The 25,975-nt window shown below is 42.6% G+C and carries 25 protein-coding genes and 1 pseudogene; 8 read left to right on the forward strand and 18 right to left on the reverse strand.

What is annotated here, in order from left to right:
- Position 1 precedes the first annotated feature (1 nt).
- Positions 2-1,669, forward strand: a complete 1,668-nt coding sequence (gene rnjA / locus E4663_RS08805) for a ribonuclease J1 (RefSeq protein ID WP_135327307.1) — start codon at positions 2-4, stop codon at positions 1,667-1,669.
- A 100-nt stretch (positions 1,670-1,769) separates the two neighbouring features.
- On the opposite strand, the gene E4663_RS08810 is transcribed toward rnjA, so the two are convergent.
- From E4663_RS08810 to E4663_RS08840, 7 genes are all read right to left on the reverse strand, one after another.
- Positions 1,770-3,491: a pyruvate oxidase gene (locus E4663_RS08810; protein ID WP_079480449.1), complete on the reverse strand. Its 1,722-nt coding sequence runs from the start codon at positions 3,489-3,491 to the stop codon at positions 1,770-1,772.
- 98 nt (positions 3,492-3,589) lie between these two features.
- The gene (locus tag E4663_RS08815) at positions 3,590-4,255 is read right to left on the reverse strand and encodes a potassium channel family protein (RefSeq protein WP_079480450.1); all 666 of its coding nucleotides are present in this window, start codon (positions 4,253-4,255) and stop codon (positions 3,590-3,592) included.
- A gap of 131 nt (positions 4,256-4,386) precedes the next feature.
- Entirely contained in the window at positions 4,387-5,400 is a 1,014-nt protein-coding gene (locus E4663_RS08820) for a cytochrome d ubiquinol oxidase subunit II (RefSeq protein WP_079480451.1), read from the reverse strand.
- A complete protein-coding gene (locus E4663_RS08825; RefSeq protein WP_079480452.1) occupies positions 5,397-6,758 on the reverse strand; it encodes a cytochrome ubiquinol oxidase subunit I in 1,362 nt (453 codons plus the stop codon). The genes E4663_RS08820 and E4663_RS08825 overlap by 4 nt, the downstream gene beginning before the upstream one ends.
- 264 nt (positions 6,759-7,022) lie before the next feature.
- On the reverse strand, positions 7,023-8,855 hold the full coding sequence (locus E4663_RS08830) for an ABC transporter ATP-binding protein (RefSeq protein WP_079480453.1): 1,833 nt from the start codon (positions 8,853-8,855) through the stop codon (positions 7,023-7,025).
- Between the two features lie 18 nt (positions 8,856-8,873).
- Entirely contained in the window at positions 8,874-10,628 is a 1,755-nt protein-coding gene (locus E4663_RS08835) for an ABC transporter ATP-binding protein (protein ID WP_079480454.1), read from the reverse strand.
- Positions 10,629-10,859: 231 nt separating this feature from the next.
- On the reverse strand, positions 10,860-11,402 hold the full coding sequence (locus E4663_RS08840) for a peroxiredoxin (RefSeq protein WP_135327308.1): 543 nt from the start codon (positions 11,400-11,402) through the stop codon (positions 10,860-10,862).
- A 146-nt stretch (positions 11,403-11,548) separates the two neighbouring features.
- Here E4663_RS08840 and E4663_RS08845 point away from each other — a divergent pair, with 146 nt between their 5' ends.
- Entirely contained in the window at positions 11,549-12,391 is an 843-nt protein-coding gene (locus E4663_RS08845; RefSeq protein ID WP_079480456.1) for a mechanosensitive ion channel family protein, read from the forward strand.
- A gap of 34 nt (positions 12,392-12,425) precedes the next feature.
- Here E4663_RS08845 and E4663_RS08850 read toward each other — a convergent pair whose 3' ends face one another.
- The 5 genes from E4663_RS08850 to cbpB form a co-directional block, all read right to left on the reverse strand.
- Positions 12,426-13,712 carry a hemolysin family protein gene (locus tag E4663_RS08850; protein ID WP_135327309.1) on the reverse strand — a complete coding sequence of 429 codons (1,287 nt, stop codon included), beginning with the start codon at positions 13,710-13,712 and terminating at the stop codon, positions 12,426-12,428.
- A gap of 105 nt (positions 13,713-13,817) precedes the next feature.
- Positions 13,818-14,939, reverse strand: a complete 1,122-nt coding sequence (locus E4663_RS08855; RefSeq protein ID WP_135327310.1) for an N-acetyldiaminopimelate deacetylase — start codon at positions 14,937-14,939, stop codon at positions 13,818-13,820.
- A 52-nt stretch (positions 14,940-14,991) separates the two neighbouring features.
- Entirely contained in the window at positions 14,992-15,711 is a 720-nt protein-coding gene (gene dapD / locus E4663_RS08860) for a 2,3,4,5-tetrahydropyridine-2,6-dicarboxylate N-acetyltransferase (protein ID WP_079480459.1), read from the reverse strand.
- A gap of 62 nt (positions 15,712-15,773) precedes the next feature.
- Positions 15,774-17,249, reverse strand: a complete 1,476-nt coding sequence (locus tag E4663_RS08865; protein ID WP_135327311.1) for an MDR family MFS transporter — start codon at positions 17,247-17,249, stop codon at positions 15,774-15,776.
- A 114-nt stretch (positions 17,250-17,363) separates the two neighbouring features.
- Complete coding sequence (gene cbpB / locus E4663_RS08870) at positions 17,364-17,816, reverse strand: cyclic-di-AMP-binding protein CbpB (RefSeq protein ID WP_079480461.1); 453 nt, start codon at positions 17,814-17,816, stop codon at positions 17,364-17,366.
- A gap of 258 nt (positions 17,817-18,074) precedes the next feature.
- On the opposite strand from cbpB, the gene trhA reads away from it, so the two are divergent.
- The gene (gene trhA / locus E4663_RS08875; RefSeq protein ID WP_135327312.1) at positions 18,075-18,710 is read left to right on the forward strand and encodes a PAQR family membrane homeostasis protein TrhA; all 636 of its coding nucleotides are present in this window, start codon (positions 18,075-18,077) and stop codon (positions 18,708-18,710) included.
- Between the two features lie 49 nt (positions 18,711-18,759).
- On the opposite strand, the gene fadH is transcribed toward trhA, so the two are convergent.
- Positions 18,760-19,527 (reverse strand): 2,4-dienoyl-CoA reductase, encoded by a 768-nt coding sequence (gene fadH / locus E4663_RS08880; RefSeq protein WP_135327313.1) that lies wholly within the window; start codon positions 19,525-19,527, stop codon positions 18,760-18,762.
- A 159-nt stretch (positions 19,528-19,686) separates the two neighbouring features.
- Here fadH and E4663_RS08885 point away from each other — a divergent pair, with 159 nt between their 5' ends.
- The 4 genes from E4663_RS08885 to E4663_RS08900 all read left to right on the forward strand — a co-directional run bounded on the left by E4663_RS08885 (position 19,687) and on the right by E4663_RS08900 (position 22,053).
- Entirely contained in the window at positions 19,687-20,544 is an 858-nt protein-coding gene (locus tag E4663_RS08885) for a metallophosphoesterase (RefSeq protein ID WP_079480464.1), read from the forward strand.
- Between the two features lie 76 nt (positions 20,545-20,620).
- Positions 20,621-21,193: an SCO family protein gene (locus tag E4663_RS08890; RefSeq protein WP_338323618.1), complete on the forward strand. Its 573-nt coding sequence runs from the start codon at positions 20,621-20,623 to the stop codon at positions 21,191-21,193.
- Positions 21,194-21,288: 95 nt separating this feature from the next.
- The gene (locus E4663_RS08895; RefSeq protein ID WP_079480466.1) at positions 21,289-21,756 is read left to right on the forward strand and encodes a YkyB family protein; all 468 of its coding nucleotides are present in this window, start codon (positions 21,289-21,291) and stop codon (positions 21,754-21,756) included.
- Positions 21,757-21,843: 87 nt separating this feature from the next.
- Complete coding sequence (locus E4663_RS08900) at positions 21,844-22,053, forward strand: hypothetical protein (protein ID WP_079480467.1); 210 nt, start codon at positions 21,844-21,846, stop codon at positions 22,051-22,053.
- Between the two features lie 26 nt (positions 22,054-22,079).
- Here E4663_RS08900 and E4663_RS08905 read toward each other — a convergent pair whose 3' ends face one another.
- The gene (locus E4663_RS08905; protein WP_135327314.1) at positions 22,080-22,985 is read right to left on the reverse strand and encodes a chemotaxis protein; all 906 of its coding nucleotides are present in this window, start codon (positions 22,983-22,985) and stop codon (positions 22,080-22,082) included.
- Positions 22,986-23,461: 476 nt separating this feature from the next.
- Here E4663_RS08905 and E4663_RS08915 point away from each other — a divergent pair.
- Positions 23,462-23,566, forward strand: a pseudogene (locus tag E4663_RS08915) (SDR family oxidoreductase); the annotation flags it as partial.
- A 29-nt stretch (positions 23,567-23,595) separates the two neighbouring features.
- Here the strand turns inward: E4663_RS08915 and E4663_RS08920 are convergent.
- The 4 genes from E4663_RS08920 to E4663_RS08935 form a co-directional block, all read right to left on the reverse strand.
- Positions 23,596-24,033: a hypothetical protein gene (locus E4663_RS08920; protein ID WP_241657134.1), complete on the reverse strand. Its 438-nt coding sequence runs from the start codon at positions 24,031-24,033 to the stop codon at positions 23,596-23,598.
- A 27-nt stretch (positions 24,034-24,060) separates the two neighbouring features.
- Positions 24,061-24,774 (reverse strand): DNA alkylation repair protein, encoded by a 714-nt coding sequence (locus E4663_RS08925; protein ID WP_241657135.1) that lies wholly within the window; start codon positions 24,772-24,774, stop codon positions 24,061-24,063.
- Positions 24,775-25,626 carry a patatin-like phospholipase family protein gene (locus E4663_RS08930; protein WP_135327317.1) on the reverse strand — a complete coding sequence of 284 codons (852 nt, stop codon included), beginning with the start codon at positions 25,624-25,626 and terminating at the stop codon, positions 24,775-24,777.
- A 142-nt stretch (positions 25,627-25,768) separates the two neighbouring features.
- Entirely contained in the window at positions 25,769-25,915 is a 147-nt protein-coding gene (locus tag E4663_RS08935) for an FbpB family small basic protein (RefSeq protein ID WP_135327318.1), read from the reverse strand.
- Positions 25,916-25,975 lie beyond the last annotated feature (60 nt).

A 25,975-nucleotide genomic window follows, 5' to 3' on the forward strand; every position in this document is an offset into this window, starting at 1 on the left:
GATGAAGTTTGTAAAAAATGACCAAACAGCCGTTTTCGCCCTAGGCGGACTTGGTGAGATTGGTAAAAACACATACGGCGTTCAGTTCCAGGACGAAATCATCCTCATTGATGCTGGAATTAAATTCCCTGAAGACGAACTCCTAGGTATCGACTATGTCATTCCAGACTATACGTACCTTGTTCAGAATCAGGATAAAATCAAGGGACTATTCATCACCCATGGTCACGAAGACCACATTGGCGGAATCCCTTATCTATTACGTGAAGTTAATATCCCTATATATGCTGGAAAATTAGCAGCTGGCCTAATTCGCAACAAACTGGATGAACACGGTTTATTGCGAAACACAACATTGCATACTATTGAAGAAGAAGACGTGGTTAAGTTCCGTAAGACTTCTGTGTCCTTCTTCCGTACAACACACAGTATTCCAGATTCATTCGGAATCGTTGTAAAGACCCCTCCTGGTAATGTCGTTCATACTGGAGACTTTAAATTCGATTTCACCCCTGTCGGAGAACCTGCCAATTTAGCTAAGATGGCTGAAATTGGAAAAGAAGGTGTTCTCGCCCTGTTATCAGATAGTACGAATGCTGAAGTTCCTGGCTTCACTAAGTCAGAACGTGTGGTTGGACAAAGTATTCAAGACATCTTCACTCGCGTAGATGGTCGTTTGATTTTTGCAACATTTGCTTCGAACATTCACCGCTTACAGCAAGTCGTAGAGGCTGCTGTGAGGAACAACCGTAAAGTAGCGGTATTCGGTCGAAGCATGGAAGCATCCATCAGCATTGGTCAGGAGCTAGGTTATATCCGTGCACCGAAAGATACCTTTATCGATGCACAGCAAATAAACCGACTTCCTGCTAATGAAGTAGCCATTCTTTGTACCGGGTCACAAGGTGAACCGATGGCGGCTCTTTCACGTATCGCTAATGGTACGCACCGTCAGATCCAAATCCAACCTGGCGACACAGTTGTGTTCTCTTCTTCCCCAATCCCTGGAAACACAATTAGTGTCAGCCGTACAATCAATAAATTGTACAGAGCGGGTGCCGATGTCATTCATGGCCCACTGAACGATATTCACACTTCCGGACACGGAAGTCGTGAGGAAATGAAACTGATGCTTCGCTTGATTCAGCCGAAGTTCTTCATGCCGATACACGGTGAATACCGTATGCAGAAAGAACACGCTAAGCTAAGCCATGATTGTGATGTTGATCCAGACAATTGCTTTATCATGGATAATGGAGATGTTTTAGCTCTAGGCAAAGATGAAGCAATGGTTGCAGGTAAAATACCATCTGGATCTGTTTATGTTGATGGAAGCGGTATTGGCGATATCGGTAACATTGTCCTTCGTGATCGACGTATTCTTTCTGAAGAAGGTCTCGTAATTGTTGTCGTCAGCATCAACATGAAAGAATTCAGAATTGCTTCAGGTCCGGATATCATCTCACGTGGATTCGTCTACATGAGAGAGTCCGAAGACTTGATTAAAGAAGCTCAAAAGCTTGTCAGTTCCCATGTAGAAAAAGTAATGGAACGTCGCACCACTCAGTGGTCTGAAATCAAGAATGAAATCACAGATACGATTGCTCCATTCTTGTTTGAAAAGACTAAGCGTCGTCCAATGATCCTTCCGATTATCATGGAAGTGTAAAGCATGAACAAGCCCCCGTTGAATATTCAGCGGGGGCTTGCTTTGTTATCACGTATTATTTCAAAAATAGTCCTGCTGTTAGACCAGCAGGACTTAATAGTTAATACAGTCGTTTAATCGCTTTTCTCATATCCGGTAGATCCAGTGTTCCCGTTTCAAAGAAATTCTTAATGATATAGGAAGAGAAGTTAACTGCCGACGTATAATCGATATGTCCAGGTAACGGAGCTTGATCTTCAATGACTACGTCAATTACTGCCGGTTTGTTCGAAAGAAAAGCTTGGCGCATTTTCGGTTCTAGATCATCAAATGTTTCAATTCGATATCCTTCTCCCCCACAGGCTTCCGCGAATTTCGCAAAGTCAATTTCCCCGAGGTTCGTCAGATAGTTCACATGCCCCATCTGTTCCTGCTCATATTTAATCATACCAATCTTACTGTTATTCATAATGATCATCTTTATAGGAAGATCATATTTCACAGCTGTGACAAAGTCATGCATCACCATCGAGAAACCACCGTCTCCTGCAATCCCTATCACTTGCTTATCGGGATATGCAAGCTGTGCAGCGATTGCACCTGGCAATGCGCTTCCCATCGTAGCCAACCAGCCTGAAACCATGTACTTTTGATCGACTAACGGCAAGAACCTCGAAACCCAGACGGTAGAGTTTCCTACATCTCCAGAAATGATCGCACCGGATTTCATTACTTTTTCAATCTGATACATCACTTGGGGTGCATGCAATGGGTCCTCCTGAAGACGCTTCTCTTCTTGAAGCGCGATGTGCCAATCTTTCATCTTCTCCTGATAAGACGTTAGAAAGTCACGAGACTCGACAGGAACAATCTGTTCTCTTAATGCATCCATCGTGGACTTAGCATCTCCCGGTAAACCTACTTCTATAGGATAGTGTTTACCAAGGTTTTCAGGTTGATTATCAATTTGAATTGCCGTTACATTGTCAGGTAAAAAGTCTCGATACGGAAACTGGGTTCCGATCAATAAGAGCAAGTCGCATTCTTTAATAGCATGATATGCAGGCTTTGTCCCAATTTGCCCATGTTGGCCCAGGTTATAGGGATGCAAGTCTGGAATCACACCTTTTGCGAGTAAACTCAATACAATCGGAGCTTTGACCGCTTCCGCAAATGAAAGTAGCGACTCTCTAGCATGCTTTGTACCCTGCCCAGCTAAGATCACAGGCTTCTCAGCAGCTTCAATCAATTCCCTGGCACGCTTCATGTCTTGTGTGCTGGGCATCATTTCAGGCTTTATGTAGCCCGGTGCTGTCAGTCTCGGCTCATCCTTCTGCTTCTTGGCGAACAAGTCATCAGGTACAATCAGTACAGAAACACCACGCTTAGCGTATGCCTCGCGAATCGCTTGGTTCATTAAGTCCGGCAACTGTACTTCCGTCTCAGCTCGTTTGTTGAAGACCGCTACATCATCGAACATTCTCTCTAGATTTATTTCTTGGAACGCCTCCGTCCCTACTTCTGTACTGTTCACTTGTCCAACTATTGCGAGTACTGGTACATTGTCAGCCTTGGCATCATAGAGACCGTTTAACAAGTGTACAGCACCCGGCCCAGCGATGGCCAAAGTCACACCGATTTTGCCAGAAACCTTTGCATAGGAAGATGCAGCCAATGCACCTGTTTCTTCGTGCCTGACCTGAACAAATTCAATATCTTCTTGTCTCTTTCTTAAATCATCGACAAACTCATTGATAGAATCTCCCGGTAAACCGAAAAGATGCTCTACGTCATGAGAAATAAGTTGTTCTACTAGTACTTCTCCTGTTCTCTTCTGAAACATGCGTGTCACCTCATTTTATCGTATAACCTTCTTATTTCCCATCTGACCAAATGTTAAACGATACAAAAAAAACCTCCTGGATAAACAGGAGGTTCGAATTAATCTTCTACCACTAAGTTTTTCTCAAATCGACTGATATCTTTATCTGCCCCGATGACAATCAGTACATCGCTTTCTCTTATTTCCTCCGTCGCCATAGGAGAGACGATGACATCTTTCTTCCTCTTGATCGCAACGACGTTACACCCATATTGGGCACGGATATCGAGGTCGACTAATGTACGACCACTCATCTTGCTTCCGGCTTTAACTTCTACAACGCTATGGTCATCAGACAGTTCGATGTAGTCTAAAATGTTGTTCGATATGATATTATGAGCAATTCGTTTCCCCATGTCACGCTCTGGGTGGACGACATGATCGGCTCCGATTTTGTTCAATACTTTTTCATGATAATCATTCTGTGCTTTGACTGTAATCGTCTTGATACCAAGTTCTTTAAGCATCAATGCTGTCAAAATACTAGCCTGGATGTTATCTCCAATGGCAACGATTACGTGATCAATATTACGCAGACCAAGTTCTCTAAGAACATTCTCATCTGTAGAGTCTGCGATTACCGCATGACCTGCAATGTCTTTGTATTCATTAACTTTATCTTCATCTAAATCAATGGCCAGGACTTCCATCCCCTCACGGCTTAACTCACGGCAGATGCTCCCACCGAAGCGTCCCAAGCCAATAACAGCGAATTCTTTTTTCATGTAAGAGTCCTCCATATTCCACTAAATATAACGTTATTTTATCACAGAAATCACTAAAAGTAGATATCTTGTTCAAGACTGCGTTCCTAGACAAAAAAGGTGAGCCCTAAATGGCCCACCTTCTAAACGATTTATTTATTCCCTTTTACATAATCCGCATCAAACAAGAACATACGCATCAACAATATTAGAGATGGTACGAGCAAACACAAACCTGCTAGAAAGGCGATGATCAACGATATCGCCATCGTCTCGTTTGTCACAGCACTCGTAATAGTGATATATGGCTTTAGAATATACGGTAAGTGCGAGGCCCCATAACCGAAGAAAGCGAAGAAAAATTGGAACATGACGGAAATGAATGCCCAGCCATAGTATTTGCCCTGATAGACGAGAAAGACAGCAACCATGAAGAATCCAACCGAAATACCGAATACCCACCATAAGTCTAGTGCTCGTTCGAAGTGTTCCATGTTCTGCTGACTTAAAGCGATAAACGTCGTCAAACTTGCAATGATCGTCGGAGAACTCCAAAACAAAGCGTATTTTCTGACCAATTCGAGAGCTGGCTTATCCCCTGCCCTATGAGCATAATACGTTAGAAACATCGCACTGATATATAAGACAGACACCAATGCCAGGAATACAACACTCCAAGAATAAGGACTGCTAAGCAACTTCCCGAACAACAGTTGAACGCCATTTCCCGTCTCTTCAATAAATCCACCTTCTGAAATAGTCAAGGCAGTGGATAACGATGCTGGAATCAGCAGTCCTGTTGCTCCATATAGAAACATGTAAAAGGCGTTGTCTTTTGAACCGTAACTTTCAAAAGCATAGAATGAACCTCGAATTGCGATCAGAACGATCGCTATACTTCCCGGTACTAGAAGGGATTGACCATAATAGTACGCTGCATCCGGGAAGAATCCTACAAGACCTACAAAGAAGAACACGAAGAAGACATTCGTCACTTCCCAAACCGGTGACAAATAACGGGAGATCAGTTGGTTGATAATATGATCCTTCTTCGTCACTCTTGCGTAGTAAGCAAAGAAACCGGCACCAAAGTCAACCGAAGCTACAATTAAGTAGCCATAAAGGAAAAGCCAGAGTACTGAAATTCCAATTAATTCATAGTTCACGAGTTGTCATCCTCCTTCGTCGCAGCAACTTGCGGAAATCGATGTTCCAATTCGATTTCCGCAGGGTTGTTTTTAAACATTTTCCTGAGGACGACGACGCATCCGGTACCGAGAACTACATAAAGCGCAAAGAACAATATGAACATCGCGCCAATGTGTGGGGAAGTAGTTGCAGCCTCTGTCACTGTCATAAAGCCTCTCATAATCCAAGGTTGACGACCGACCTCTGCATAAATCCAACCGAATTCAACTGCCAGCATAGACAATGGTCCTGCCAGTGCAAGCCCGGTTAGAATCAATTTATTGTGCTCATTCCACTTTTTCACTTTCCAGAAAACAAGGAACAGCATGGATATCCCCAGTGTGTAAAAGCCTATGGATACCATCAAATCAAACATGTAGTGAATCCATAGAGGAGGCCTTTCATCTTCAGGTGTCTCTTCAAGCCCTTCTACTTCTGCATTGAAATCACCATGCGCAAGGAAACTCAATGCATTCGGAATCCGAATCGCATTTTGGACTTCATTATTTTCATCCAGTGTCCCGAACACAATCAAATCGGCTCCTTCTTCTGTATCGAAGTGCCACTCCCCAGCCGCTAGTTTCTCAGGCTGGTATTCCGCGAGAAACTTCGCTGACAAATCTCCAGCTACGGCTGTCATAATTGCAAAAATGAAAGTGAGGCTGACTGTGAGTTTCAATGCTTTCTTGTGGTAGGCAGAGCCTTTTTTAAACAAGATGGAAATGGCCGCTATTGTTCCTAACACAGCAGCTGCTGTTAAGTACGAAGAAGATATGACGTGAAATACCTTTGTAGGAGTAGCCGGGTTAAACATGGCTGCCAAAGGATCAATCGACGTAACTGTACCATTTTCCAATTCGAAACCTTGTGGTTGGTTCATGAATGAGTTGACGGTCGTGATAAAGAATGCGGACAGTGTCCCTCCAATTACAACAGGAATAGATAAGAGCCAGTGGTATATCGGATTTTTGAACCGGTCCCACGTGTACAAATAAATTCCTAGAAAAATCGCTTCAAAGAAAAACGCAAATGTTTCCATAAATAGCGGTAGTGCTATAACATTTCCCGCAAGCTGCATAAAGCTTGGCCAAATCAATGATAGCTGCAAGCCGATAGCGGTTCCTGTAACAACACCCACCGCTACTGTAATTGTGTATCCTCTTGTCCAACGCCTAGCAAGCAACGTATAGTGCGGGTCTTTCTTCTTTATCCCGATCAGCTCTGATACAGATACTAGAACGGGTACCCCGACGCCTAGCGTGGCAAAGATGGCGTGGAATAGAAGAGTCATAGACGTCAATAATCTACTGATCATTGCACCATCTAATTCAAACATAGAAGTTCCTCCTTACCGGTTTAGGCAAATTAATATCTCTGATTACATAGTATAAGGGCTGTAAGCGTTCCCCCAACTTCAAGTTGTTGACGATTTTGTGACAAACTTCACAATCTCTTAATTTTGACTACAGTTTACACCACAAGAAGGAATTTGTCTAAAGATATACTTAATTTCCAAATACCCTCAACCAGCCAATCCTTAACGCGAGAGAGAAGCTTTACGACATAAAAAAGCACCTTCATAAAAGAAGGTGCTTTCTCGCTAAATGGCATCAAGCATCTGAAACTGTGCTTTGACCAATTCATAATATTCGCCTTTCTGATCCATTAACTCATTGTGCGATCCATTCTCTAGGATCTTTCCATTCTCCAGCACAAATATATTATCCGCTTCCCGGATGGTTGAAAGTCTATGGGCAATCATAATAGCTGTTCGACCCTTCAGCAATTTACGAAGCGCTTCTTGAATCATAACTTCCGTTTCGGTATCGATACTTGCAGTCGCTTCATCCAAAATAAGAATCTTCGGATTGGCTAGTAGCGCCCTCGCAAAGGAAAGTAACTGCCTTTCCCCGGCTGATAATATATTCCCTCGTTCTTCTACTTCTGTTTCGTATCCGTTATTCAAACGTTGGATGAAATCATCTGCCCCGACCACTTTGGAAGCTTCTATCACTTCTTCATCCGATGCATTAGGATTACCGAAGCGTATATTCTCCATGATGGTACCAGAGAAAATAAAGGTATCCTGTAAGACAACACTGATTTGTTGGCGGACGCTATCGATTGTTGCATCTCTTAAATCGACTCCGTCAATCTTCACTGCACCTTTTGTTGGGTCGTAAAAACGGCTGATAAGATTGGCTATTGTCGACTTACCAGAACCGGTATGACCTACTAAGGCAACCGTCTCTCCTTGCTTCATTTCTAAGTTGATATCGTGGAGCGCGATACGTTTTTCATCGTAAGCAAACTGAACATGGTCAAACTCAATGTGACCTTTCATGTCTTTCAAATTCACAGCATCTGATTTCTCTTCAACATTCGGCTCTTCATCGAGGAACTCGAAGATGCGTTCAGATGCCGCCATTGCCATAAGGAGTTGGTTATACATCATCCCCAAACGTGAAATCGGCTCCCAAAACATTCCTAAATAGAAGGAGAAAGTAACAAAAGTTCCTATCTCAATACTATTATTTAAAATCAGATAGGCACCGAAAGCTATAAGAATGACAGTTCCGATTGCGTTACTCATTTCCACGAACGGTCGGAACATGGAACTTTTCTTTATTGCTCTATCCCATGAATTGAAATTGTCTGTGTTCACTCCATCGAAATATTCGGTGTTCTCTTTTTCTTGGGAGAAGGATTGTGTGATCCTTATTCCCTGAATACTTTCGTTCAGGTGGGAATTCAATTTGGATTGTTGAATCCTTACATCCTGCCACGATCGTCGAATATTCCGCCTTAATTTCGTTGAGATGTAGAACATGATTGGCAAGATGACAAGGATAGCAATGGCCAGTTTCGGGCTGAGGACGAAGAGAATGACCACAATCCCGGTAAGCATGACAACATCCATAAGTAAGTTGACAATTCCATTTGTAAACAGTTCTTGCAACGAATTGATATCATTCATGATCCGCACAAGAATCGAACCTGCTGAGCGGGTGTCGAAAAAGCGGTGCGACAGCCGCTGTACGTGAGAAAAAAGATGCTGTCTCAAATCATAGATAACGTTCTGACCTAATATGTTCACATATTTGATCCTGAATACGTTCCCGACGTAACTCAGCAAATACAAAATGAATATGCCGATAACGAGCTTAGTCAAAAATGGAACATCTTGCCCTTTAATGGCTATATCAATTGCTACTTTACCAATCAATATGGGAACAACGAGTCGGACGATGGTCGATACAAGCATAGCAATGATCGCGATGGGCAATAATTTCTTGGAGTAAGGCTTCACATATTTCAATAAGCGCCACATTTGCGCCCAATTAAACGGTTTTTCTACCGCTTGGTCTTTCGTATATTTGAAACGGTCTAAATGCTTATTCGTTTCAGGCTCATGTTTTGGCCGCTTTGCCATAACGGTCCCCCCTTTTCTCTATAAATTGGCAGTATTAAGGATCTTCTCTTTATCTTGGTATTGAATATCGTAGATGCGTTGGTATGGACCGCCGTTGACAAGGAGATCCTCATGAACTCCTCGCTCTACGACTCCACCATCTTCAAGGACTAGGATTTCATCCGCATGCTTCAGAGAAGAAATACGGTGTGCGATGATAAAGGTAGTACGGCCTTCCATCACTTCTTGCAAGGCTTTTTGGATCTGGAATTCCGTTTCCATATCAACAGCAGATGTCGCATCATCCAACACCAATATCGCTGGGTCGATGAGTATGGCACGGGCAATCGCAATTCGCTGCTTCTGCCCTCCGGATAATCCCATTCCTCTCTCCCCTAATAATGTGTCGTATCCATTAGGCATCTCCATAATGAAGTCATGAGCTTGGGCACGTTTCGCTGCCGAAATGACATCGTCTAACGAAGCATCAGGATTACCATAACTGATGTTTTCCCGGATGGTCGTGGAAAACAGGAACGATTCCTGCAATACAAACCCAATATTCTTCCGAAGCGTTTTCAGCCCATATTCCTGGACACGCTTGCCATCAACAAGCACTTCTCCTTTTTCTGGTTCATAGAAACGGGTAATCAACTGTGTGATACTCGTTTTCCCAGCTCCCGTCGCCCCGATCAACCCTATCGTTTTGCCTGGTGGAGCATCGAATGAGATGTCTTTCAGAGCTGAATCGTCATCTTCTGAGTAGGTTAACGTGACACCCTCAAACGTTACATGACCTTTCAACCGGTCTTTCACAATCGGGTTTTCTTTTTCTTGGATATCCTCTTCTGCTTCCAGAATTTCTAGCAGACGTTCACCAGATGCTTTCGATTGAGAGAAAAGGTTAATGACGAACCCAAAGTTCATCAACGGACCAAGTACAAGCCAAACAAATTGGAAAAAGGCTACAAGAACCCCCAATTGCAATGGAGTATTGATGACTAGATAACCTCCGTATGCAAGAAGAGCAACGACACATATGTTGCCGATAAACTCCATAAGAGGAAAGTACTTCGACCATATGTTGGACGTTGTAATGAAATTCGTACGATAGTCTTCGCTTCGGTTTAGAAAGCGACCCACTTCGAAATCTTCTCTAGATAAAGATTTCACTGTATTCATACCACTGATGTTTTCTTGAACACGTGTGTTCAACTTACCAAATGACTTCCGAATCTTACGGAAAGCCGGGTGAACACGCCGATCGAAGCGGTACACTACTACAGCCAAGAAAGGCATAGCAGCCATTGTTACTAATGCAAGTGGCACGGAGTAATAGAACATCGCTCCTAGGCTCAACACAATCAGTAAAGTAATCCTCACCAATTCGGAGAAGCCCATCGCTAGGAAAAAGCGGAAGCCCTCAACATCAGCTGTTAACCTTGACATCAAGTCTCCTGTTTTGGCGTTATCGTAATATTTGAAGGGAAGGCGTTGTAATTTCTTGTACAACTCATCCCTCAGTGTGTAGACGGATCGGATTCCAAAGTTCTCTCCTAAGTATTGGTGAAAATATGTCGCTATACCTTTGATAATCATAAGTGCGATGAATGCAATGCAAATGTAAGGAATCAGGTTATATTGTTCTGCCAAGATAACATCATCGATCGTAATTTTAAGGACAATCGGATAAACGAGTGAAATCGCTGTCACAAAAAGCAGTGAAAACAATGACCAAAAGAAGTATTTTCGATATGGCCAGTAAAACTGCTTCAATTTTTTAAATGTATCCATCTGTCTCCCTCCTCTGAATCTTTTTTTCCGTAATAACTAATATATCGGGTAACGAAATAAATATCCACCCTTTTGACTTAATTTTTCAAAAATTAGTAGTAATGTGAACTTTAGTCGGAATTTAATGATGTTCCTTCTCATTCCATTGACGGAACCTCTACCTATCTCCTTTTGGTTAGTTCCCTTACCAATGAAAAAGCAACCTCCATATTTATGGAAGTTGCTCGTTCCTTATAGTGTTTGTTGCCCCACTTTCCAGCTTAATGGATGTGGATCGTCTTCTTGTAATGCCTTCAATATTCTTACTGTCTCATCTACGTTGCGTCCCAAATTCTTATGGTGGACAACCTGATACTCCAGTTCACCTTCAGGGTTAACGATGAATAATCCTCTTAATGCGACGCCTTCTTCCTCAATAAGTACACCGTATGATTTGGAAACATGATGATTCGTGTCTGCTGCAAGCGGAAATTGAAGATCCCCGAGGCCATTCTCTCCCCGTGGCGTAGCAATAAAAGTCCTGTGAGCGTGGATCGTATCCGTAGAAATGCCGATCACTTCTGTATTGAGTTCTGAGAACTCCTCAATACGATCAGACAATTCCGTAATTTCTGTGGGACTTACAAAAGATAGATCCATCGGATAGAAAAAGAGAACCGTCCACTTATCTTTACTAATATTCTTCTCAAGCGACACTTTTCCATATTCTTCATTAGGAAGCACAGCCTCCATTTCAAAACGGGGTGCCTGCTTGGCTACCATTCGTTCTGTCATTAAACAAACCTCCATATATTGATCGAAGTCTATCGGCGCAGAAACCGACAATCCTCTGCTTTTTCTTGAAAAATATTTGAAACTATGACATACTTTTCGCTATTCTATAAAAGGATACTATTTTGCTTTATGAGAGGAGACCAATAATGAATTTGTTTGAAGAAGGGTTTAAATTCAACCCTAGTGTTGTAGTTGAATCAGTTATAATGGGCGGTCTCGAGATCCTTTTACTTATAATCGGATTTCTCATAGTACGCCCCATTGGTACAAAGGCCATTCAAAAATCCATTCACAAAATGGGTCAGAGGCGCAATATAACAGAAGGACGAAGTAAGACAATAGAGAAGCTTTCTGTTAACATTTTTTCCTATGCTCTCATTTTTATTCTGATTGTAATGATTCTTGGAGCATTAGATATTAACATTGCGCCATTACTTGCAGGTGCTGGTATTGTAGGTCTGGCAATAGGTTTCGGTGCTCAAGGTATTGTATCCGATGTCGTGACAGGCTTTTTCCTATTACTAGAGCGTCAGGTAGAGGTGGATGATTACGTGACAGCGGGTGGCTATGACGGAGTGGTCGAAGAAGTCGGCATCCGTACAACCCAGATCCGCAGCTTCGACGGCACACTTAATTTTGTTCCAAACCGCAACATTGCTGGTGTAGCCAACCATTCTCGCGGAAACATGAGAGCTCTTGTTGATATCGGAATCGGATATGATGAGAATATCGATGAAGCTATGACTGTGTTGAACGAAGTAGCAGAACGTTTCCAAGAGGATGAACGCTTCAAAGAAGGGCCGAACGTGCTTGGTGTTCAAAGCCTTGGTTCCTCAGATGTGGTCATTCGTATCTTGGGCAAAACAGCTAACATGGAGCAGTGGGGTGTTGAACGCGACTTGCGTAAAGCGATGAAAGAAGCGCTCGACCAAGCAGGAATCGAGATTCCTTACCCTCACCAAGTGTACGTAACCAAAAATGAAGATTAATAAAAAACAACCTGCCCTATTTGGGCAGGTTGTTTTATGCTGTATCCTCTTGCCAAACTTCTACTTTCTTAATGTGGCTATCTTCCATATCGACCACTTTAAATTGCATATTCCCTTCTTTAATAATGGTTCCTTCTTCCGCCTCATAATCCTGTGTGAAGATCCAACCTGATATCGTGTCGATGTCTTCATGTTTCAGTTCCATATCGAAATATTCGTTGATATCTTGGATAGCGGTTTTCCCATCCAGCAGGTAATGTCCGTTCTTGAGACGGCGTATCTCTTTTTCCTCTTCGTGGTCAAATTCATCTCGAATTTCTCCTACAATCTCCTCAAGGATATCCTCTACCGTAACAATGCCCGATGTTCCACCATACTCATCAACAAGGACAGCCATATGAGAATGTTCTTTTTTCATTTTCACAAGTAAGTCATGAATCGGGACATTCTCAAACACCTTCATTACTGGCCTGATATATGGACTCAGGCTTTCGTGGTCACCCACATAAACTAGTTCTTTCATATGGATAATCCCGACTATTTGATCCTTATCACCTTGAATGACAGGGTATCGAGTGTAACGTTTACTCTTCATGGACCGAATATTAGTCATCACAGAATCTGTAATATCGAGAACTGCCATTTCCGTTCTTGGGATCATGATTTCTTTAGCTGTTCGGTTATCAAATTCAAATATTCTGTCCACGTACGTGTATTCTGAGCGGTTGATTTCCCCTTGTTTGTAGCTTTGCGTCAGAATATGTCTCAATTCGTCTTCTGAGTGGACCTCCTCTGATTCCTTCGCTGTTTGAAAGCCGAACAAGCGGACAAATATGTTCGCCGATCCGTTCAATAGCCAAATCAATGGATACATTATTTTGCTGTATAGAATAAGCGGTCGTGCAAGCAGCAAAGTAATTGCTTCTGCTCTTTGGATTGCAATTGTTTTAGGTGCAAGTTCTCCCAAAACAACGTGTAAGAATGTGATAACGAAGAACGCGATTACAAAGGATAGCGTCGTCGAAATCGTATCTGGTAAGGCAAGCTCATCAAATAAAGGATGTAGCAGCACCTCAAGCGTCGGTTCTCCTAACCACCCTAAACCTAGAGCAGTGATGGTGATCCCCAACTGACATGCCGATAAATAATAATCCAGGTCATTCAAGAGCTTCAAAGCTCGTTCTGCTTTCTTATCTCCTTCGGCTGCCCGTGATTCCATTCTGGTCTTACGCACCTTAACGATCGCGAATTCACTTGCTACAAAAAATGCCGTAAGTAAAATGAGTATCGCTACTGCAATAAGCTTAATTGTTGCTTCCATGACTCCCGCCCCCTTAACTATGTAAACACTATTGTAGGCTTACCCTTAAAGATTACAAAACACACTTGAATTTAGTTTCCCTTTAAGAATGCAGCATATGCATAGTTAAGTAAGTGTTCGGATGAAGGACTCAACGACATCAACGGCTATTGGGAGAGAATCCTCTTTCGGGTCTAGCTTTGATTGATGCAAACCAGCTTGTGAATCTACTCCTAACCAAAACATGAAACCCGGTATTTCCTTAGCCATATAACCGAAATCTTCTCCTGTCATCGCCATCGGTGCCTCCTCATAGGTATAACCGCACTGTTCTACGACTTCCTTAAAAGAAGCGACCAATCCTTCATCATTCGTCACTTGGTGATAGTTAGCCCCATAATCAATCGTAATACTGCAGTCATTTGAGATTTCACAGCCTCTTGCCAATTTTTCTATTTCCTCTTTCACAATGCTCATAGAAGCAGGAGACAACGTACGTATCGTTCCTTCAACTCTAGCTTTTTGAGCAATAATATTCTGCACAGTCCCACTTTCCATTTTACCTACCGAGATGACTGCGCTATCGAGGGGGTCTACTCGGCGTGCGACAATCTGCTGGAGCTGGACAATGAAAGAACTCGCTGCCACTACCATATCTTTTGTACGATGCGGGTACGCCGCATGCCCTCCAGTGCCTTCAAAATCAATGAACAGCTCACTCGTATTGGCAAACAGCAAGCCCGGTTTGGATGTAATAGTACCGACGGGTAATTCCGGGGCAATATGATGAGCAAAAATCACGTCCGGCCACCACGCTTTCATAGTTTCCGATTGCAGCATCGGTTCCGCACCACCCGGACCTTCTTCTGCTGGTTGAAATAGAAACACTACATTATGGTCAGCAGGTTGCTCAGCCAGTTTAGATAATGCGCCGAGCGCAATCGTCATGTGGAAGTCATGTCCACAAGCATGCATTCTCCCTTCATGTTCCGATGAAAAAGGAAGGCCCGTTTCTTCTTGAAGAGGAAGACCATCTATATCTGTACGATAGCCGATCGTTTTGCTACCCTTCTCCCCATTTACAAACACAAATATACCAGTCCGCCATGTACTGATGGTTATATTTTCCTGCGGCAGATTTCTGATGTAATCCAACAAATAGCGCTGGGTTTTCAACTCTTGAAAGCCTAGCTCTGGAATTCTATGAAGATCTCGCCTTATCGCCTGAAGTGATTCTTGATTCACCATTCTTCTCCTCCTGTTTATGCAAAAGGCCTTGCTCCTAAGCAAGGCCTTTTCGTCAATTATCCAACTTACGCAATTCTTGTTTGATTTCGGTTTTGGATTTGGTTTGATCATCAATTTTCTTAATGACTTTCGCTGGAGTTCCGGCAACGAGGGTTTGAGGAGGAACATCCTCCGTTACAATAGCCCCTGCCGCGACTACGGCGCCTTCACCGACTGTAACTCCCTCGAGAACCACAGCATTGGCACCAATCACAACTCCATCTTCTACCACTACAGGTTTTGCAGAAGGAGGCTCGATCACACCTGCTAATACAGCACCTGCACCAATGTGACAGTTCTTACCGACAGTCGCACGTCCACCTAGTACAACATTCATGTCAATCATCGTGCCTGCTCCTACAACAGAACCAATGTTGATCATTGCACCAAGCATAATGACAGCTCCATCACCGATTTCCACTTGGTCTCGTATAACAGCACCAGGCTCGATCCGTGCATTCACTTTCTTGAGATCTAAAAGAGGAATAGCGGAATTCCTACGATCATTCTCAATGACGTAGTCTTCGATGGATTCTTCGTATTTCTCTAGAAGTGGTCCGAGTACTTTCCACTCGCCGAAAAGGACGCCAGAATCTGCGGAGAGGAAATCTTGGACTTGATCTCCAAAGTCCAAATCACTCAAGTTCTTCCCCTTCACATAAACTTTGACTGGTGTTGACTTTTCACTATTAGAAATAAACGAAATAATTTCGTTAGCATCCATTTGTTTCATATGTCATTCCTCCTTATGTATTGTCTTTCCTTCTTTACTTTATCAAAGGAGAGAATGAATTTTCAATCTTCTTTTTTCGGAAGTAACAAAATAAATAGAACACTGACACCCGCTAACAGGAGGAGACCGATATATACCATATGCAAACCGGAGCTCAAACCTTCTTGAAGGATCCTTCTTACTTCAGGACCAAGACTTTCTCTTCCTTCTTCTGTCAGAAGCTGATTGGTGGAATTCAAATCGATTCGCTCGGGTAACCCTGCACTTCTGATGAACTCCTCAACACGGTTGTTCAGAACGCCTCCGAGGAGTGCTGCACCGAGAGCACTACCGATCGTCCTCATAAACATATTTGATGCAGTTGCTATTGCTCTGGATTGCCAGCTAACCGCATTCTGAATGGAAACGATGAACGAAGTAGACGTAAGCCCCATGCCGATACCGATAAACAAAGATCCCAGTGCTGCTACCAGTGGTCCACGTTCTGGAGAAAGTAGTGAGAATACAATTCCTCCGATTATGAGCGAAACTCCCCCTATTATTGAAGTTTTGCGGAATCCTATCTTCAATACCAACCGCCCCGCTATCGTCGAGGCAATAGGCCACCCTATCGACATGGTAGTCAGCGTGAATCCTGCTATCGTGGCAGAACGTTCCATCACTCCTTGCACAAAAGCAGGTAGATAGCTGGAAACACCGATAAGGATCATTCCGGTTAGAAACGAAGTGATGTTTGCATACCGAATGGATTTGATCGACCAAAGGTGCAACGGTAGCATAGGGTCTTCAATTGATTTCTCATGATGCAAAAAGGCGAAGAGACTTCCTAAGAACAAAGCTAGGAGTCCTATTATTTCTGCAGATAACCACGGAACACGCTGACCTCCTTCTACTAGTATAAAGAGTAAAGAACTGACAGCGATCACCACCCAGATCGAGCCGACCATGTCAACAGAACGCTTCTCTAAAGAGGTATCTTCTTTAAAAAAGAAGGTGATTCCTGCAAGGGCAAGTAAGCCTAGAGGAATGTTCATCCAGAAGACAAACGGCCAACTGAGCACATCAACGAAGAATCCACCCAGGGCAGGTCCCGTTACGGCAGATATCCCCCAGACACTAGAAAGGTAACCTTGAATTTTCGCCCTTTCTTCTTTTGTATAGATATCGCCCACAATCGTTGTTGCAATGGGCATCAGTGCACCAGCACCTACTCCTTGGATCAGACGCGCTCCGATCAAAACCTGCATGTTCGGTGCAAGAGCAGAAACGATCGCCCCCAGCATAAAGAGGCTGATACCTGTTAAGAAAATCGGTTTTCTCCCAAATACATCAGCAAGTCTCCCAAACAGCAGTACAGTAGATGCATTAGTCAACAGATAAGCAGAGAACACCCAGCTGTACAGCCTGAATCCTCCTAAATCCGCTACAATAGAGGGCATTGCAGTAGATACTATAGTTGCTTCGATTGCAGCCAGGAACATAGCAAGCATGACGGATGCTAGAATGAATGGCCGGTTTTTTGTATGTATTTGCTCCATTGTTCTATTCATCCTTTCATCAGAAAGAACAGATCTATTGCTGTCCATAAACAAGAAAAAAATAGATGACACCTTGAGATGCCATCTATTCTACCATATTCTCACATATAATTTTCACTCATAGAATTTAAGAATTTCGTGATAATGTTTGCTGTATTGTTTCAAAATGCTTCTTCTCGTTACAATCCCATCGAATTCCCCACGTTCATTTGTCACACAAACAAACGGATAATCAATCAACTTGTGCAAAGCTTCAATCATATGATCATCAGGATTCAAGCACGGAACCTCTGTGTCCATTATTTCATTGACTTGGATTTCGCCTAAACGATTCAATTCAAACTCTTCAATTCCAAGCGTTTCTTCCAAAATTTTCGTTTTGCTGATGACTCCTTGAAATCTATAAGTCGGATCCAGAACAGGTACAGCGGAATATCCTGATTTTACAAGAACAAGCAAGGCATGTTCTAATGGGTTTCCTATCTGGACGTGAGCAACCTTTTCAGATGGAATCATCAATTCAGCTATTGTCGGCCATTCCAATTTGTTTTTTTCCAAACTAACCATAATCGTCAATCACTCCTTTATGACGTACAACGGAAGGAGCACAGAATCAAACGCTCAATGTGAACCATTACATAGTTTAACATAGTTTCAAACGCTATTCGAACCGCAATTTCCGACATTTCTCTCCTACTCATCATACCGATATCCATATACCCTGATTATTCCAACCGAAACCACAAAGAGACTAATCCATACTTTATTCCTCTGATTGGAAAGAGTATAATGAACAGTATCCATTAGAATGGGGTTGATAGGTTTATGATGACGCATACCTTCTCTAGACGCGAAGAGATTGCAAATGCCATTACTCATGGAATCGGAGCGATTTTGAGTGTGGCTATGCTTGTACTACTGATTGTATTCGCAAGTATTGGCGGGAACGCGTGGCACATTGTTTCCGTATCGATATACGGAGCAACCATGCTTCTCTTGTATGTATCTTCTACTCTTGTACACAGTTTTCCTCCCGGGAGAGCGAAAGACCTTTTTGAGATCTTCGACCACTCTTCCATCTATTTATTTATTGCAGGGACCTACACTCCTATCCTGCTAGTTCCATTGCGAGGTACACTTGGCTGGAGTTTGTTCGGGATTGTGTGGGGTATCGCGATATTGGGTATTTTGTTCAAAGTGTTCTTCGTCAAACGGTTCGTTGTTCTCTCAACGGTATTCTACGTTTTGATGGGCTGGCTCATTATTTTAGCATGGGGTCCACTGACAGCAGAAGTGCCTGCTGGAGGGATTACGTATCTTGTCGTCGGTGGCGTAATGTATTCGATCGGAGCAATCTTCTATGTGTGGAGGAGCTTTACGTACCACCATATGGTGTGGCACCTATTCGTACTTGGGGGATCGATCTTACATTTCTTCACCATCTTTTTCTATATAATCTAAGAAAAACATCCAACGGTATATAAACGTTGGATGTTTTTTTAAAATAGAATCAGAAAGGGAATTTATTGAGCCATTGACCTCCGTCCAGAGTGACGACTTCTCCATTCATGTAAGAAGCTTCCTCAGAGAGGATAAAGCGCGCAAGTCCAGCAATTTCTTCTGGGGTTCCAAGCCTGCCAAGCGGTACGGATTTCAAAGTACGCTCAGCTGCCTTTTCAGACTCAAACAACCTCTCTGCCCCTCCTGTACGCTCAATAGGGCCAGGTGCGATGGCGTTTGCGCGGATCCCGTATTTAGTCCCCCACTCGACTGCAAGTGTTCTCGTCATGGTAAGTACACCTGATTTGGCCGCTGCAGAGTGAATGACTCCTGCTCCCGCATTCCACGCGTATGTCGCTACGATATTTAAGATCGAACCTTTAATGCCTTGTTCAATCCAATAATTTCCAACAGCCTGACTACAGTAGAAGGTCCCATTTAAAACAATGTTAATGACAGAGTTCCATCCATTTGTACTTAATTTTTCAGCAGGTGCTATAAAGTTACCCGCCGCATTGTTCACTAGATGATCGATTCGGCCGAATGCGTCTACTGTTGATGTGACCATACGCTGAACATCTTCCACTTCCCTCACGTCCATCGGTATAAGTAGAAGGTCTTCCTCTTTTCCTTTTGCTATCTGTTCTTTCGCTTTCTCAAGTTTCTCTTGGTTACGGCCCGTTATGGCAACTTTTGCTCCCTCTTCTAAGAAGCGTTTCGCCATATAGAGCCCCATACCACTTGAACCACCTGTAACAATAACTACCTCATTTTTCATTCCCAAAGCCTCCTATCTTCTCTATGGTTACATTCAACACAAAAAAATGAATTCCTGTTCATTTTTAAAAAAAGATTGCTAGGATTGACAGAAATCCTCATTTTTCTTAAAGACAACCGTGTTATAATAGCGAAAGCATATAGAGAAGAGGGCTTTCTTATGGCAATCACTCGACGCGTTTTTCTGAAGAACATGCTTAAAAGCGTGGTAGGTTTCTTGGGTGTGAGTGGGCTAAGTTACTACTATGCACGTTACATTGAGCCTGAAATGCTTACGATCAAACGTTACCCGCTTCTTCATACTAAAATACCTGATTCATTTCAAGGTTTTACCATTCTGCAGTTTTCCGATACCCATCTTGGGTTCCATTACGACATTCAGTCATTCGAAAGACTTGTAAACACGATACAAAAGCAAAGTCCTGATGTAATCGTATTTACAGGTGACTTAGTTGATGCTCCGCACACTTATTATTTCCACCCCGAGCTTGTCAGACTATTGGACAAGTTAGAAGCACCGTTTGGTAAGTATTGGATTTATGGGAACCACGACCATGGTGGCTATGGCACGGAAAAAATAAAAGAAGTCATGGGAAATGGCGGGTTTCAGTTGTTGCAAAACGAGCACCACCGTATTCAGAAAGAAGGAACCGAAATTGTTCTTGCTGGATTGGACGACATGATGCTCGGTAGCCCCGATATTGAATCCGCTCTTTACAACACTAGTGAAGAACTATATACTATTCTGCTCGTACATGAACCTGATAGCGCGGATCGATATCATGCTTACCCCGTGGATGTTCAATTGTCCGGACATAGCCATGGGGGACAAATACAACTCCCAGGCTTCGGGTATCTCGTTACTCCCCCGATGGCAGAAAAATATGTAGAGGGGCACTATGCCCTGGATTCTTTAGACTTGTTTGTTAGCAGAGGAATAGGTACGACCAGGTTACCCTACCGTTTCCTTTGCAGACCAGAGATGTCTATATTCCACCTAGAGCCTGAAAAGGTGTAACAGTTTTGTGAATTACAGTCAAGAAAGCCCTCTAAATGATAGAATTAGGTTAGAAAACTTTAAAAGAGGGATATATATGATGACCAAAGTCATTGGAGCCTTGTTCATGATTATGCTGATGACAGCATGCGGTTCTCCCATTGAGGAGAATATGTCACGGGAGATTCAAGCATTCTCCGCCGTTAACCAAGATGGAAAAACGGTCGAGTTACGTGAGGACCTTGAAGGGGAATACTGGATTGCAGACTTCATATTCACGAATTGTGAAACCGTCTGTCCTCCTATGACAGGAAATATGGCAAGACTCCAACAGTTACTTAAAGAAGAAAAAATAGACATACCGCTACGTTCTATCAGCGTAGATCCCGAGCATGATTCTCCAGCCAAGCTGAAGGAGTTTGCGAATCCATATAATCCAGATTACACACAATGGAGCTTTTTGACTGGGTACACTTTTGAGGAAGTGAAAGAACTTTCTATCAAGTCATTTCAATCTCCTTTGAAGCGACTAGAAGATACGGATCAATTCGCTCATGGCACAAGTTTCTTCTTAGTAACACCTGAAGGAGAGGTAGTTAAAAGGTATTCTGGAACAAAAGCGGGAGAAATGAAGAAAATCGTAAATGACGTTATTCGGTTGACCAAGTAGTGGTCGACCGTTTCTCTTGTTAAATATGTAAATATTTTGCATTTTTCCCTATTCTCTATTACGATAGAATCAACCGCAATGAAAGGAGTACGCGTATGAGGAAACAGGTGAGCAGTAATCAAGAGTTAGCAGAATCTTTATTCATAGTGAATCGCCACGCCAAAACCGCGCCTCAACCGAAACACTTATATGAAATCAAGAAACACACAATAGATAAGCTTCTTCAGGAAGATCGAGCAAGGAAAGTCGGCCTCCACTTTTCCGATCACCCGAAATTGAGTCAGCAGCATTCTACGCTCCTCATAGAAGTAGGTGGATACTATTTCCATGTTCCTGCAAACAAAAAAGACTTCGACCAACTCAAGCACCTTGGTAAAGTAGATCAGAACTATCGAAATCCAAAACCCCAGCTTTCCCTATCTAAAGCAAAGCGAACGTTATATCGATACTTAAATTGGGAGAATCCTAGGAGCAAAACAGCTCCGTCCTACCATACGACAGCTCAGCCAAGTATGCTTGGTCAAAAAACGGTAAGTCCGTGGAACCAAAGACGAAGAAAATGATTTTGTGAACTCTCCCAAACCTTCCATAATATGTTTGAGTCTTCTTCTAAAAAGGAACAGTGTCCTTAAAAAAGGAGGGTGACTCACATGACCATGCGTCCTCTAGATGATTTTCTTTATCATCTACACAAATATATGGAATACACAACAGAGATGCGTTCCTCATTTGAACATTTGACGGCACGTGAAAAACAGATTGTACAGGAAGCATCTCCTGACCACCTTGGACCGGAGCAACTTTCCAAACACGCTTACAAGTGGCATGATGACCTGTATGAAGTATTAGATAAAGATTAAAAAAAGCCGCGTATAGCGGCTTTTTTTTATAGAATATGGTGGTCTATATATTTTACAAGTTGGACGATTTCAGGCTTGGATACTTGAGCATCTGCCCCAACCTTCTCTCCTTTATGACGAAGTTCATTAGTAATTAGTGAAGAAAAGATGACAACAGGCAGACTGCTTAACTTAGAATCCTCTTTTACAAGCTTAGTGAAATGATGACCATCCATCCTAGGCATTTCTATATCCGTGATGATCAATTGATATTCTTCATCTACCTCTTTTCCTTCTTCCGCCAGAGCTTTAAGGTGGTCATATGCTTCCCTACCATCTTCAAAAAGGTGAGTTTGGGAATAGCCCGCTTCTTCCAAAGTCTCTTGTAATAACGCCCTTAGCAGACCGGAGTCTTCTGCGATCAGAATTTTCTTGTGGGAACGTTCCCGCTCTCCGAGTTCCCTCAATTGATCAACTTGAAGTGTTGTTTCAGGATTGATATCTGCCACGATTTTTTCGAAATCCAACAGAAGCATCATTTCTTCTTCCATCTTAATGACTCCTGTTATTTGAGTCTCTAAACCTTGATACATTTTACTCGGTTTTTCAATCTGCTCCCAAGAAATACGATGGATCTGGGTGACAGTATGTACATGGAATACGATTTTCGTTTGGTTGAACTCTGACAGAATGAATTTATCTTGTTCCGGTTGTTCGGAAGGATCGAACCCAAGTGCGTGGGCCACGTTCACAACCGGTACGACTTCACCTCGGATTTCAATTATTCCCTCTACCGAAGAATGCGAATGTGGAATTTTCGTAATGGGTTGGGGATTTAGTATCTCCTTAACCTTGATAACATTGATTCCGAAACGATTTTCGCCGACTCCGAATTCAACAATTTCCAGTTCGTTTGTACCACTTTCAAGCAGTATTCCTTGATCCTTATCCATAGGTATCGTCCTTCCTAATCATTAAGTTATACCCTATATATCGACTTCGTTCGCCTTTTTTTTAGCATAACTTTGTTAGAAGCTTCTTATTGGCTTTGATTTCACCACTATCTGTTTCAATCGTTTCTAATAATGATATACACAAGAAGTCCAACCACAGGAAAAATCAAGGTACCAACCAATACAACCAAACAATAAAGTTCACTATTGGATTTCTTCTTTGCATCTCGGTAAGCCCATACACTTGTAAAGATATTAAGTACAATGAGGCCAATTATAAAGAGAAGCACTATCAAAAATAGGATGGGAAACTCCATACTACACCTCCCTCTCTGGACTCCTTATACGTATTCAGCCCCCCCTTAAGTTTCAAACACTTCAGGAGTTGTTTACAAACAAACAACCGGCGAAAAGATAAAAAGTAGAGAGGAGGATTCAAAGGAATAAGGTGGCTTTCAAACTTGCGGTGGGAGCAAGAAGAAGTGGCAGAGCTGGTCACTTTCTTGTTAACTTCTGATGCACCATATATTAATGGAGAAGTCATCCGTATAGATGGTGGGTTCACCAACACAAAATTTTAAATAAAAAAATCCAGGGACCCTGGATTTTTTTATGCGGCGCGCCGCTTGGTTCGTTTGGTCATTCTCTGCCATACTTTGATAGAAGCGACAAACAGGAGATGAATAGCTCCATAACCGCTAATAGCAAGCAAGCAAATTGGCCAGAATTGACTTGGAAGCGACGATTCGTTTTGTACCATGGCGTACCGATCGACCAATTGCAGGAAACTAAAAACCAATAGCGCCGTTGCTGAGTAGCTCAAGGTCAATGCCCACTGCTTAACAATTAACCATTCGATAATCGGACGGATTACCCACATAAGAGACATCATAAATATGAACACGAGCGAAAATTGGACATAACTAGGATTCCAACCGACGATATGCCATAAATCGGCATCAACCAACCCAATGACCTGATCGAGAATCGATAAATCAATCCAACCTTCCATAATCCTTCCACTCCTTTGTTCAAATCTATAAACCATTATGAACAAAGGAGAACGAAAATAAACTTACACTTTGATTAGACCCTTGTTTTTCATCCACTTGAGGCCCTCTCTTCTACTAAGTGGACGAAGCTCGGTATTATTAATGAAATCCTGCACTGCTTCAGGAGCCGTTTTACTATATTCACGCAACGCCCATCCAATCGCCTTCTCAATGAAGAATTCCTTTTCATTCTTCAGAACCTCCACGGTTTCAAACAGCAATCGTTCATCCGTCATATCTTTGAATTTGAGTTGATGTAGTACACTGGAGCGCCGGACCCACATGTTGTCTGACTGACGCCACTCTTTTGTCACCGGAATAAGTTGATCAGGGTACATAAGAAAATAACCGCCACACAATTTTGCAGCGAGAACATCGACTGTATCCCACCAGGACTCGGTCATAAGCAGCTTCTTATACTCATCAATAGCGCCTCTTGAAATGAACTTCTTGCCTTTTTCCAATAGGGAAAGCGCAGCGTAATGACACTCACGTTCTCTCTGCTGAAACAATAGATGCGCTGCCTCAAAACGCTCCTCCTCCGAAATTCCTCGGAACTCCTTTAATATGGGGGACAACAACTTTTTTTGCTCGGGTGCTTTAATCCCAAAGAATGCAAAGTGATGTTTCATATACTTCTCCATCCCTTGGCGATTCTCATCGTTCCGATGTTCAGAGAAAGTTTCTACAATTCTCCTAGTTATCTCCTCACTCTCTCCCATTTCATTCACTCCCATTTAAGATTGCAAAAAATGCTCTAACTGGCTCCTTTGTTCCTCCGCTTCCCGGTAGCCCTGTTCATACAAAGCATGGAGCCTGTCACGATTACGCTCTATCCTACTGACCTTCAGTGGATGAATTGGTTGAATAACAAACGCAGACCCTTCATCCTCCATCTGTTTCAGTTGTTCCATTTGTCGGTTATATTTTAAATGTCTACCCAATAGAGCATTGGCGAACAAAGGATAATTCTTATATCTCCTTAGAAAATACCATCCCAGCTTCATCTTCTTCTTCACATATCCATCGTTCCTTGTTGAAATGATGACATGTTTTTTATTCCCTTTGTCTATAGAGGGCTGAATAGGAACAGGGTCTGCAATCCCTCCATCCATCAACTCTCGTCCGTCATACTCGATACTCGGGGCTACTAACGGTAGCGAACTGGATGCTCGAATCACTTTGAGTAGCGATTCACGATTTGGAAAGTCCTCGTAAAATAAGGACTCACCTGATTTCATGTCTGTTGTTGCCACGGCAAAGGTCGTTTTTCTGTTTTGAAATGCCTCATAATCGAATGGAACAAGCTGATTAGGTAACGTATCGAATATGAAATCCATTCCAAACAGCTGTTTCTGGGTAAACATCCGCTTGTACGATATGTATTCCGGGTGACTCCCATACTCTACGATCACTTCGTAGTTACGTCCCCTTTGTCCTGCTACGTAAGAACTTCCATTACACGCGCCTGCAGAGGCACCTACAACATAAGGGAAGTGGATTTTCTCATCCATAAAATAATCGAGCACTCCTGCCGTATAAGCCCCCCTCATACCTCCACCTTCTAAGATCAATCCTGTCTGCTGCATTGCCTTCCCTCCTCTATTCTCTTTCTATTATAAACACAATTGACATATTTTTATAAACGTGATGCTTCAAAATCATCACGAAAAACGGAATCAAAAAAGAAGAAAGCAACCGGTATGCGGCTGCTTTACTCCTGTGATATGATCAGTTTACTATAGATTCAGATTTGGATTTCTTGGCGTGCTTCTCATCAATCTCTTGTTCTATTTTTTCAAGTGCTTGCTCATCATTTAATAATTGCCTTTTGTTTTGATCGACCAGGTTTTCAAATGAAATACGATTGGATCTCATTCCATTTTACTCCTTTCGTTCAGCTTACGATAAAAAGTATAACACGTCATCATTCTGAAT

This window comes from Halobacillus salinus (assembly GCF_004684905.1).
Lineage (GTDB): Bacteria > Bacillota > Bacilli > Bacillales > Halobacillaceae > Halobacillus > Halobacillus salinus.

Bases quoted from the DNA above. Each gene is read 5' to 3' on its own strand.
- rnjA (WP_135327307.1), top strand. From the start codon at position 2: ATGAAGTTTGTAAAAAATGACCAAACAGCCGTTTTCGCCCTAGGCGGA.
- E4663_RS08810 (WP_079480449.1), bottom strand. From the start codon at position 3,491: ATGTTTCAGAAGAGAACAGGAGAAGTACTAGTAGAACAACTTATTTCT.
- E4663_RS08815 (WP_079480450.1), bottom strand. From the start codon at position 4,255: ATGAAAAAAGAATTCGCTGTTATTGGCTTGGGACGCTTCGGTGGGAGC.
- E4663_RS08825 (WP_079480452.1), bottom strand. From the start codon at position 6,758: ATGTTTGAATTAGATGGTGCAATGATCAGTAGATTATTGACGTCTATG.
- E4663_RS08830 (WP_079480453.1), bottom strand. From the start codon at position 8,855: ATGGCAAAGCGGCCAAAACATGAGCCTGAAACGAATAAGCATTTAGAC.
- E4663_RS08835 (WP_079480454.1), bottom strand. From the start codon at position 10,628: ATGGATACATTTAAAAAATTGAAGCAGTTTTACTGGCCATATCGAAAA.
- E4663_RS08840 (WP_135327308.1), bottom strand. From the start codon at position 11,402: ATGACAGAACGAATGGTAGCCAAGCAGGCACCCCGTTTTGAAATGGAG.
- E4663_RS08845 (WP_079480456.1), top strand. From the start codon at position 11,549: ATGAATTTGTTTGAAGAAGGGTTTAAATTCAACCCTAGTGTTGTAGTT.
- E4663_RS08850 (WP_135327309.1), bottom strand. From the start codon at position 13,712: ATGGAAGCAACAATTAAGCTTATTGCAGTAGCGATACTCATTTTACTT.
- E4663_RS08855 (WP_135327310.1), bottom strand. From the start codon at position 14,939: ATGGTGAATCAAGAATCACTTCAGGCGATAAGGCGAGATCTTCATAGA.
- dapD (WP_079480459.1), bottom strand. From the start codon at position 15,711: ATGAAACAAATGGATGCTAACGAAATTATTTCGTTTATTTCTAATAGT.
- E4663_RS08865 (WP_135327311.1), bottom strand. From the start codon at position 17,249: ATGGAGCAAATACATACAAAAAACCGGCCATTCATTCTAGCATCCGTC.
- cbpB (WP_079480461.1), bottom strand. From the start codon at position 17,816: ATGGTTAGTTTGGAAAAAAACAAATTGGAATGGCCGACAATAGCTGAA.
- trhA (WP_135327312.1), top strand. From the start codon at position 18,075: ATGATGACGCATACCTTCTCTAGACGCGAAGAGATTGCAAATGCCATT.
- fadH (WP_135327313.1), bottom strand. From the start codon at position 19,527: ATGAAAAATGAGGTAGTTATTGTTACAGGTGGTTCAAGTGGTATGGGG.
- E4663_RS08885 (WP_079480464.1), top strand. From the start codon at position 19,687: ATGGCAATCACTCGACGCGTTTTTCTGAAGAACATGCTTAAAAGCGTG.
- E4663_RS08890 (WP_338323618.1), top strand. From the start codon at position 20,621: ATGATGACCAAAGTCATTGGAGCCTTGTTCATGATTATGCTGATGACA.
- E4663_RS08895 (WP_079480466.1), top strand. From the start codon at position 21,289: ATGAGGAAACAGGTGAGCAGTAATCAAGAGTTAGCAGAATCTTTATTC.
- E4663_RS08900 (WP_079480467.1), top strand. From the start codon at position 21,844: ATGACCATGCGTCCTCTAGATGATTTTCTTTATCATCTACACAAATAT.
- E4663_RS08905 (WP_135327314.1), bottom strand. From the start codon at position 22,985: ATGGATAAGGATCAAGGAATACTGCTTGAAAGTGGTACAAACGAACTG.
- E4663_RS08920 (WP_241657134.1), bottom strand. From the start codon at position 24,033: ATGGTTTATAGATTTGAACAAAGGAGTGGAAGGATTATGGAAGGTTGG.
- E4663_RS08925 (WP_241657135.1), bottom strand. From the start codon at position 24,774: ATGGGAGTGAATGAAATGGGAGAGAGTGAGGAGATAACTAGGAGAATT.
- E4663_RS08930 (WP_135327317.1), bottom strand. From the start codon at position 25,626: ATGCAGCAGACAGGATTGATCTTAGAAGGTGGAGGTATGAGGGGGGCT.
- E4663_RS08935 (WP_135327318.1), bottom strand. From the start codon at position 25,915: ATGAGATCCAATCGTATTTCATTTGAAAACCTGGTCGATCAAAACAAA.